This window comes from Acetatifactor sp. (genome assembly GCF_982438285.1).
Map to the genome: position 1 here is coordinate 1 of NZ_CEWDFQ010000107.1, position 8743 is coordinate 8743.

Annotated in this window: 10 protein-coding genes and 1 tRNA gene; 3 read left to right on the forward strand and 8 right to left on the reverse strand. The window is 45.5% G+C overall.

Features of this window, described 5'->3' with window-relative positions:
• Positions 1 to 68: 68 nt before the first annotated feature.
• Both AC1WIP_RS07025 and AC1WIP_RS07030 read right to left on the reverse strand, forming a co-directional pair.
• Entirely contained in the window at positions 69 to 662 is a 594-nt protein-coding gene (locus AC1WIP_RS07025) for a nitroreductase family protein (RefSeq protein WP_481141183.1), read from the reverse strand.
• A 134-nt stretch (positions 663 to 796) separates the two neighbouring features.
• Positions 797 to 1036, reverse strand: coding sequence for a DUF6061 family protein (locus AC1WIP_RS07030; protein WP_481141189.1), 240 nt, complete (start codon positions 1034 to 1036; stop codon positions 797 to 799).
• A 660-nt stretch (positions 1037 to 1696) separates the two neighbouring features.
• Here AC1WIP_RS07030 and AC1WIP_RS07035 point away from each other — a divergent pair.
• Both AC1WIP_RS07035 and AC1WIP_RS07040 read left to right on the forward strand, forming a co-directional pair.
• Positions 1697 to 1969, forward strand: a complete 273-nt coding sequence (locus AC1WIP_RS07035; protein ID WP_481141184.1) for a hypothetical protein — start codon at positions 1697 to 1699, stop codon at positions 1967 to 1969.
• An 84-nt stretch (positions 1970 to 2053) separates the two neighbouring features.
• Entirely contained in the window at positions 2054 to 2218 is a 165-nt protein-coding gene (locus AC1WIP_RS07040) for a hypothetical protein (RefSeq protein WP_481141185.1), read from the forward strand.
• Positions 2219 to 2652: 434 nt separating this feature from the next.
• Here AC1WIP_RS07040 and AC1WIP_RS07045 read toward each other — a convergent pair.
• From AC1WIP_RS07045 to kduI, 6 genes are all read right to left on the reverse strand, one after another.
• Positions 2653 to 2737, reverse strand: a tRNA-Leu gene (locus AC1WIP_RS07045).
• 158 nt (positions 2738 to 2895) lie between these two features.
• Positions 2896 to 3927 carry a PfkB family carbohydrate kinase gene (locus AC1WIP_RS07050; protein WP_481141186.1) on the reverse strand — a complete coding sequence of 344 codons (1032 nt, stop codon included), beginning with the start codon at positions 3925 to 3927 and terminating at the stop codon, positions 2896 to 2898.
• A gap of 42 nt (positions 3928 to 3969) precedes the next feature.
• Positions 3970 to 4935, reverse strand: a complete 966-nt coding sequence (locus AC1WIP_RS07055; protein WP_318704713.1) for a bifunctional 4-hydroxy-2-oxoglutarate aldolase/2-dehydro-3-deoxy-phosphogluconate aldolase — start codon at positions 4933 to 4935, stop codon at positions 3970 to 3972.
• 84 nt (positions 4936 to 5019) lie between these two features.
• Positions 5020 to 5658, reverse strand: coding sequence for an RpiB/LacA/LacB family sugar-phosphate isomerase (locus AC1WIP_RS07060; RefSeq protein ID WP_318708845.1), 639 nt, complete (start codon positions 5656 to 5658; stop codon positions 5020 to 5022).
• A gap of 198 nt (positions 5659 to 5856) precedes the next feature.
• Positions 5857 to 6660 carry a gluconate 5-dehydrogenase gene (locus AC1WIP_RS07065; protein ID WP_481141187.1) on the reverse strand — a complete coding sequence of 268 codons (804 nt, stop codon included), beginning with the start codon at positions 6658 to 6660 and terminating at the stop codon, positions 5857 to 5859.
• A gap of 40 nt (positions 6661 to 6700) precedes the next feature.
• The gene (kduI, locus tag AC1WIP_RS07070) at positions 6701 to 7561 is read right to left on the reverse strand and encodes a 5-dehydro-4-deoxy-D-glucuronate isomerase (protein WP_318704710.1); all 861 of its coding nucleotides are present in this window, start codon (positions 7559 to 7561) and stop codon (positions 6701 to 6703) included.
• A 270-nt stretch (positions 7562 to 7831) separates the two neighbouring features.
• On the opposite strand from kduI, the gene AC1WIP_RS07075 reads away from it, so the two are divergent.
• On the forward strand, positions 7832 to 8689 hold the full coding sequence (locus AC1WIP_RS07075; RefSeq protein ID WP_481141188.1) for a helix-turn-helix transcriptional regulator: 858 nt from the start codon (positions 7832 to 7834) through the stop codon (positions 8687 to 8689).
• Positions 8690 to 8743: the final 54 nt, after the last annotated feature.

The following is an 8743-nucleotide window of genomic DNA, read 5'->3' on the forward strand; positions in this document are numbered from 1 at the left end:
GATTACATCCGGTACTTCAGAAAATATCTGTTGTATTTTTGAAACAATCATTTTTGACCTCCTTGAAATTACAATCTATATTCTACAATTTCTTCTATTGGTTTTCTTGGTCTTTGTGCTGGTTTTTCATCAGCATAACCTAATGCAATTGCCCCCACCAATTGCTTTGTCGTATTAAGATATGTAGTTAATTCTTCGTATGCATAACAAGTATTTGCAATCCATAAAGTACCTAAGCCCATATCTGTAGCTTTCAATAACATATTTTCAATTGATGCACCAATAGAGAGTGTGTCACAAATCTCAACAAACCTATTATCTGTATCAATTTCAGCAAAAGGAGTTCCACAGTTTGAATTCAAAATCACGATAAGGATTGGTGCCTCTACCATAATCTTATATGTGTTCTTTGCATCAGGTATGCCCTTTTTTGAATCAGGTAATAATGCACATTCATTTTCTTCTCGTATAATTCCTTTCTGCATGTGTTTCAGAAATTCTGCTTTATGTTCACCACCAAGTACAATATATTTCCATGGTTGTCTATTTTTTGCAGATGGAGCCATTCTTCCTGCATCTATAATTTGTTCTATCATTTCCTTTGATACATTTCTGTCTAAATATTTTCTAACACTTCTGCGATTATATATCGAATTACTCATCTTGTCACCTCATATGCAAATTTTCTTGCAAATTTTCTTTCCATTATATCAACATTACCCCTTTTATTCCACTTATATTTTGTTCAAACAACAGACATGGCAGATTATCGCGTGTAACAATCTGCCATATATAATCACCATACCTCTAAATTATCAATCACATCCACCCATGCCTGCATTTCGCCATCCAACACTAACCTTGCATATTCAAGTGGTTCATCTATCGCCAGTGCATTAAGTGAATTCTGTGAGCAAGGCGTAGTTCTTAATCCATCCTCTGCCTTATTACAGTCAATCCGCAATATGTAGTTTTCAAATGTAGTTACATCAATACTGTTCGTTTGTGGGTTATAATCTGCATATATAAATCTCATCTTATCAGTCCTTTCGTAGAAATGTATTATAAGCACTTCATCCAGTCCCAACTGTCATTTTCATAATTTGTTATAAGTTGTTACCAGATTTTCTTTCCCTTGTTTTTTCCCATATGAGGGTTAATAAACAGGGGTAGGACGATATAACACGATACAAGATGTGAAAGAAAGGACACCCACGAAAACTTTAGTGTTTTCAAGGGTTTGCCAAGATTTTTATAACACGATATAACAGTTATTAAATCCCTATTGTGACTTGGCTAGGTTCTTACTGTACAAATAGCGGTGCTGTCCTTTTGACATGGTAATTAGTTCTTTGGTTATGTACTTTGTAATGTAGTTGCTTACTTTTTCAGTGCTTTCTATTTTGGTGGCGGTAGTGAAGCCATATTTGAAACTACGCTTATTGATGTTGTAGATTTCTTTACAATTGGCAAACTATACAAAATGTATTCTTCTTTGTTGAAATAGGTGGTGTGCTTCACATTGTAATTATCCACCCTTTTCAAATTCTTCTTTTGTAGTCGCTTCTCTACAATCTTGTTTTTAAATGCTTCTTTCTTTTCATGTTGCTAGAAAAGACGGCGGAATGCCGGAATAAATGATAGGGGGTATTAAATAGTTTTACAATATTTTTATGTCAGATAGTGGAGGTAAAAAATGATAAAGAGAAACATCAGAAAATACAAGATAATGGAAAAGCAAGTAGAATTCACTAGGCATGGAATGTATTACGAAGCTAAAGTGCTTCTGCGGCTTCTCCAGAATGGCCATGTGCTCTGGGACTTGGTGATTCCTCATACAACGCGGAAATATTTTTGGAAAGCATTGGGTGCCCTGTGTCTTATGGGAGGACTTATTCAACTGCAACATTCAGGATTTAATGCAGCCGCCGCAGAGGATACACACCGGATCACTACCGGCGGCTTTTAAAATCTCCGCTTGTCCGATAAAGTCGGCGGGCGAAGCTCACGACCTGCAAGCGGATTTCTAGATAAATGATAAGGAGGCGAACACATGAGCAGACAACCAACTATAATCAAGGTCAGACGCGGCATAAACGGTTTTAAATACTCCGCCTGCGACAAAGACGGCTATAAAAAGTATTTTAATGGCATATGCGAAAAAACGGGGGCGGTAAGTCTGCCCCTCTTCGTGTGCACCTTGACAAATATATGTTGACCCCGCAAAATCAAATTTAAGCCGCCTTTATGTTCCATTGGTGTTTTATCGCCAAAAGCCATAAAATCAAAAACAGAGCCATTCGGAGCTCCCACAGAGGCTTTTATGCCATGACGTACAAACTTCTGTTATTCTCCTGCCCGATCTGCTTAAAATATACACCTTACCAATCGTCTCAAAATCATTTACTGAGATTTTTTTAAGAATATTTGCAAAAAAAATAAACCGGTTTATGGTCGATTTATCTTTAGCAGCACTTGCACAGGACTCTCCTTTCCCTGTGTATTTTTGATCATTTGATTACTTTTTTGATTACCTTTGGTAATCGCCTCTTGAAAACGCCTCGTTTTCGGGCAGAAATAAGGCGGAAGATGGGACGCTTCGGTACGGAAAAAGAAAAGCCTCAGGCTTCCACCTGAGACTTTCTTTTTCACTGCGGAAGATGGGACTTGAACCCACACGAGCGCAATGCTCACAAGATCCTTAGTCTTGCTCGTCTGCCAGTTCCGACACTTCCGCACAACATATCGCGCAAGAATTATATTAGCATCTTGCGGAAGAAAAGTCAATTGTTTTTTTTAAATTTGTAGGAATTTTTCAAACAATTAACAACAAAAGACTCTGCAGGAGGATATCCTCCCGCAAAGTCTCTTTCTAATTCAGGTATTTGTCCCTGATTATCTCTGTACACGTCCGGAAGCGTCGCCGCCTGCAAGCGTTTCCACTTCTTTTCTGGATACCAGGTTGAAGTCCCCGGGAATGGTGTGCTTCAGCGCAGAAGCAGCTACGCCGAATTCCAAAGCTTCCTTGAAATTCTTGCCGTCCAGCATGCCGCAGATTACGCCGCCCGCAAAGGAGTCGCCGCCGCCTACACGGTCCACAATGGGATGAATGCTGTATTCCTTGGAATGATAAAATTCCTTGGTGTCTCTGGAATAAATACATGCAGACCAGCCGTTGTCAGAAGCGGAATGGCTGACACGCAGAGAGGATACACAGTACTCAAAGTTAAACTTGTCCACCATCTGCTCAAAAATGGACTTGTAGCCTGCAAGCTCCAGCTCGCCGCTGGTCACATCGGTAGCGCCGGGCTTAAAGCCAAGCACCAGCTCTGCATCCTCCTCATTTCCGATGCAGACATCCACGTATTTCATCAGATTGGTCATAACCCTCTGAGCCTTCTCGGAGGACCACAGCTTCTTACGGAAGTTTAAGTCTACAGAAACCTTTACGCCATGCTTCTTTGCCGCAATCAGAGCCTTCTCAGTAAGCTCTGCAGCCGCATCGGATACTGCCGGAGTGATGCCAGTAAAGTGGAACCAGTCTGCACCCTGGAAAATATCGTCAAAATCAAAATCTGCTTCCGTAGCGGTAGAGATGGAGGAATGAGCTCTGTCGTAAACAACCTTGGAGGGTCTCATGGAGGAGCCGCTCTCCAGATAGTAAATGCCAAGTCTCTCGCCGCATCTTGCAATATGCTTTGTGCATACATTGTACTTTCTCAAAGCGGCAACTGCACATTCACCGATCTCATTGTCGGGAACAGCGGTCACAAATTCCGCGTCATGTCCATAGTTTGCCAGGGAAACTGCAACGTTAGCCTCGCCTCCGCCGTAATTAATGTCGAATTCATCCGCCTGGATAAATTTTTCGTTGTTAGGGGTGGACAGTCTCAGCATGATCTCACCCATGGTAATCACTTTTGCCATTTTATTTCATTCCTTTCCTTTGATTTGCTGTATTTCCTTTGATTAACGCTGTACAAGATGTACGGCGAAGCCGCCGATCTCCTCTTTCAGGTAAATCGCCTTCAGCCCGCCCTTAGCGTCTCTCTTTGCGGACTCCTCGTTGAATTCCACGCCCAAAACAGTGCTCAGATAATTTACCGCCCTGTCAATGTAATTGGTTCTGATGGCAATGTGGCCGTTCTTTCCGAGATAAGGGGACTTCATCACCTCAAGGGCTGTACCGGCGAATACGGAGCTGTTGCCAGCCTTTGCAGGCATACCGAAAATAAATGCAAAACGGTTCGCCGCCTTCAAAGCCTCCTCCTCATTCTCTGCGTTCACGCCCACATGCGCCAGCTCAAAGCCGAGCATGGTCTGTACCGCTTCTCTGGTGAGCTGCTCGATCTTATCCCACTCTCCGGCATTGATCAGGTCTCCGGGAACCATCCAGGAGCCGCCGCAGGCGATGATCTTGGGGAAATCCAGGTAAGAGGTCAGATTCTTTGCATTGACGCCGCCGGTAGGCATAAATTTCATATTCACATAAGGCGCAGCCATAGCCTTAATCTTTGCCAGGCCGCCGGACTGCTCTGCCGGGAAGAATTTTACCACGTCAAGTCCAAGCTCGATAGCCTGCTCGATATCGCTGGGGCTTGAGGTTCCGGGTGTGATGGGAATATTCTTATCGATACAATATTTTACGGTTCTGGGATTTAATCCGGGGCTTACGATAAACTTTGCTCCGGCTTCCACAGCCGCATCCACCTGCTCAGCATTCAAAACGGTTCCCGCGCCTACGCACATATTGGGGAAATTTTCCGTCATGATCTTGATAGCCTCAGCCGCCGCAGAGGTACGGAAGGTTACCTCAGCACAGGGAAGTCCTCCTGCGCAGAGTGCTTTTGCCAGAGGAAGCGCATCCTCTGCCCTGTCGATCTTTACCACAGGCACAATGCCGATTTTACTGATTTGCTCTAATACTGCGTTCATTTTACCCTCATTTCTGTGCGGTTACCTATTCAGAATCCGCAGGCGCCGCACACACATTGGCGGATTCTCTTGTAAAAAGGCTGGCTATGCCAATATTTCCTTTACGCATTCCGCTATTTTGTCGCATTTGCAGTTTGCAAAGAAGTACTCTTTAAAAGGCGCTCCCGAAAGAGCTCCCTTTACCAGCTCTCTGTCCAGATTTTTCAGGATGGTCACCATATCCGTATGGGTTACTTCCTTCACCTTATCCAGAATTTTCTTATTCCTCTGCTCTGGCTCCACTCTCTCAGGAGGATAACCGCCGCCTCCGGGAGCGCAGAACAGCTTTTCAAAAATGTACTGCAGGTTCAGCTCGCCGCCCCAGCCAAAATTCTCGGCAAAGGGAAGGGCTACACAGTTTCCATCGTTTACCTGGGAAAACAGGTAAGCGTCCAAAGGTGACTCAATATGTCCGCAGAGCACCTTGGGGAAGGAATTGCAGGCCAGCATGGCGCCCTCGCCGGTGCCGCAGCCTGTGATCACATAATCCGCTGCGCCGGAGTTTAAGAGAACTGCCGCAAGAATGCCGTTCTGCACATAGGTCAGGGAATTGGGGTCCTCTGCGCCGCACATGCCATAGTTGAATACCTCATGTCCCATAGGCTCCACTACTTTTTTCAGAGTGGCACAGATCATTTCATTCTTTGCTGCCTGACTGTTTTCGTTGATCAATGCGATTTTCATGGATTCTTCATGCCTTTCTGCCCGGTTTGTCCGGACTTTTTATGTTTCTTTTCCTCTGCTGCAGGCTTTTTGCCAAATACCGCAACAGTCAGCCGCCGAAAACAGCTTTCTGCGACTGATCTGTTCCCATTATATTCTATTGTGCCCGCAAGGGCAAGCCTGACAAAATACCGCTGTTTCCGGTTTTGGCAGAAGCGATTATTCCGGCTGCTTGCCGATGTATGCCAGAATACCGCCGTCCACGTAAAGGATATGTCCGTTTACTGCATTGGAAGCCTCGGAAGCAAGGAACACTGCAGGTCCCGTAAGCTCCTCTGCCTTCAGCCATCTGTTTGCAGGAGTCTTTGCGCAGATGAACTGATCGAAGGGATGTCTGCTGCCGTCAGGCTGGATCTCACGCAGAGGCGCAGTCTGAGGAGTCTCGATGTAACCGGGCCCAAGGCCGTTGCACTGAATGTTGTACTGGCCGTACTCGGAGCAGATATTTCTTGTGAGCATCTTAAGACCGCCCTTTGCAGCCGCATAAGCGGATACAGTCTCACGGCCAAGCTCTGACATCATGGAACAGATGTTTATGATCTTTCCGTGTCCCTTCTTGATCATGGCAGGAATTACTGCCTTGGAAACGATAAAGGGAGCGTTCAGATCAACGTCGATTACCTGTCTGAACTGCTCTGCAGTCATCTCGGTCATGGGGATTCTCTTGATGATGCCCGCATTGTTTACCAGGATGTCGATAACGCCTACTTCCTTTTCGATCTGGGCAACCATGTTGTTCACAGCAGCCTCATCGGTAACGTCGCACACATAGCCGTGAGCCTTAATGCCTTTTTCTTCATAAGCTGCCATTCCCTTGTCCACCAGCTCCTGCTTGATATCGTTGAAGCAGATGGTTGCGCCCGCCTCTGCATATGCGGATGCAATGGCAAAACCAATTCCGTAGGATGCTCCGGTAACCAGCGCAACCTTGCCTTCCAGTGAAAAGTTTGTGAATTCTGACATGTTTTTTCTCTCCTTTACTTATATGCTTATATGTTTTTGATTACATCAAATCCTTGTTGTCCACGCCGTCCATATCGTCAAAGTCCTGATTTTCTCCCACCATGCCCCAGATAAAGGTATAGGCTCTGGAACCGCATCCGGAATGAATGGACCAGCTTGGAGAAATGACAGCCTCCTCATTTCTCATGACAATGTGGCGCGTCTCATCTGGTTCTCCCATAAAGTGCATCACAAAGGCATCCTCGGGAATATCGAAGTACAGATAAACCTCCATGCGTCTGTCATGGGTGTGACAGGGCATTGTATTCCATACGCTGCCCGGCTCCAGCTTCGTCATGCCCATTTCCAGCTGACAGCTTTCCACCTGTCCGGGAAGTATGTACTTGCAGATTACTCTGTGGTTTGCATCCTCCAGCGTGCCAAGCTCCACCTTGTTTTCATCCTTTACAATGACCACGCCCTCCTGCGGGGTCCCCTCCGGCTTGATCAAAACCGTGGGATAGGTCTTATGTGCGGGCGCGGAATTCATATAAAATTTTGCGGGGGTTCCGGCATCCTCGCTTGCAAAAATAATCTCCTTAGAGCCCATGCCGATGTACATGGCTTCCTTATACCCTACCTTGTACACTCTGCCGTCAACGGTGATGGTTCCCGCACCGCCGATGTTGATGACACCCAGCTCTCTTCTCTGGCAGAAATATTCAGCACGAAGCTCGTCCCCCGCCGTCAGGGTGATAGGCTTTGTGGGCACCGCCGCGCCTGTAATGATTCTGTCGATGTGGCTGTATACCAGCTTGATCTCTCCCGGCACAAAGAGATTCTGAATCAGAAACTCTTCCCTAAGCCGCTGCGTGGTATAATGCTTCACATCTCTTGGTGATACTGCTGTTCTAAGTTCCACCTTGCGCCTCTCTTTCTCCAATTTCCGGTCATTCCGGTATTGACTGATAATTCCTTATGAAAGCACTTACATTATAGCATATAACAGTAAGCATTTCCAATATAAAATTATCTTTCTTTGGGATATTTCGTTGTAACTACATTATAATGGATTAAATTCTCTAGGTCTATTCAAATTTTGGTGTAAATATTGCAAATTTTGAACAAAGAGGCTATACTGGATGATAGAAAATCCAGGTGCACGATCTGAGCGCACAGAAAGGACCATCCTATGCAAGAGCTTTCCTCCTGTAAAACCGCCATTGAAAACTGTAAGGAGACGCGTACCTTTTCCATCGCCCATCTGTACAAAGAAGAAAAAGCCATGGATATGCACATCCATGACTGCTACGAGCTCTACTACTCCATCTTTGGCGGAAAGCAGTTTTTGATCGACAACCGCTTTTACAGCATCGCTCCGGGCGATCTTTTTATCATCAATCAATACGAAAGCCATAAGCTGACCCAGATTGACAGCTGTGTGCACGAAAGAATCGTGCTTTCCATTCATCCTGACTATGTAAAACGGCTTTCCTCGGACCAGACCAATTTGGATCACTGCTTCTCGGACAGAGACGAACATTTCCAGCACAAGCTTTCCCTGAACAAGGAGCAGCAGACACGCTTTCTGTACTATATCAACAAGATAACCTCCGCAGACGGCTTCGCTCATGATATCATTGAACAGGCCGCCTTTATGGAGCTGCTTGTGATGATCAACAGGCTCTCCAGCGCCAACGCCGCCCAGACGGTCCATACGGGCTATAAGTACAGTCATCAGGTGGAGGATATTCTGGGTTATATCAACCAAAATATATCCCAGCCCATCACTATGGAGCAGCTCTCAGGCCGCTTCTACCTAAGCAGCTCCTACATCTGCCGCATCTTCAAGGCTGCAACGGGCACTACCATAAACAAATACATCACCGCCCGCCGCATCAGCATCGCCAAGGCTCAGCTGAATGCGGGAAGCAGTGTTTTCGAGGCCTTCGAGCGAAGCGGCTTTTCAGATTACAGTAACTTTTTCAAGGCCTTTACCAAGGCCGTGGGCGTGTCTCCAAAAAAATATGCGAATCTCAGCGTAAGCTGAAATCCGCATATTTTTTTAAACCGTTACCTTGGGCAGCTGGGCAAAGGACTTCTC

Excerpts from the sequence above, each read along its gene's own strand:
- AC1WIP_RS07025 (WP_481141183.1), bottom strand. The coding sequence starts at position 662 with ATGAGTAATTCGATATATAATCGCAGAAGTGTTAGAAAATATTTAGAC.
- AC1WIP_RS07030 (WP_481141189.1), bottom strand. The coding sequence starts at position 1,036 with ATGAGATTTATATATGCAGATTATAACCCACAAACGAACAGTATTGAT.
- AC1WIP_RS07035 (WP_481141184.1), top strand. The coding sequence starts at position 1,697 with ATGATAAAGAGAAACATCAGAAAATACAAGATAATGGAAAAGCAAGTA.
- AC1WIP_RS07040 (WP_481141185.1), top strand. The coding sequence starts at position 2,054 with ATGAGCAGACAACCAACTATAATCAAGGTCAGACGCGGCATAAACGGT.
- AC1WIP_RS07050 (WP_481141186.1), bottom strand. The coding sequence starts at position 3,927 with ATGGCAAAAGTGATTACCATGGGTGAGATCATGCTGAGACTGTCCACC.
- AC1WIP_RS07055 (WP_318704713.1), bottom strand. The coding sequence starts at position 4,935 with ATGAACGCAGTATTAGAGCAAATCAGTAAAATCGGCATTGTGCCTGTG.
- AC1WIP_RS07060 (WP_318708845.1), bottom strand. The coding sequence starts at position 5,658 with ATGAAAATCGCATTGATCAACGAAAACAGTCAGGCAGCAAAGAATGAA.
- AC1WIP_RS07065 (WP_481141187.1), bottom strand. The coding sequence starts at position 6,660 with ATGTCAGAATTCACAAACTTTTCACTGGAAGGCAAGGTTGCGCTGGTT.
- AC1WIP_RS07075 (WP_481141188.1), top strand. The coding sequence starts at position 7,832 with ATGCAAGAGCTTTCCTCCTGTAAAACCGCCATTGAAAACTGTAAGGAG.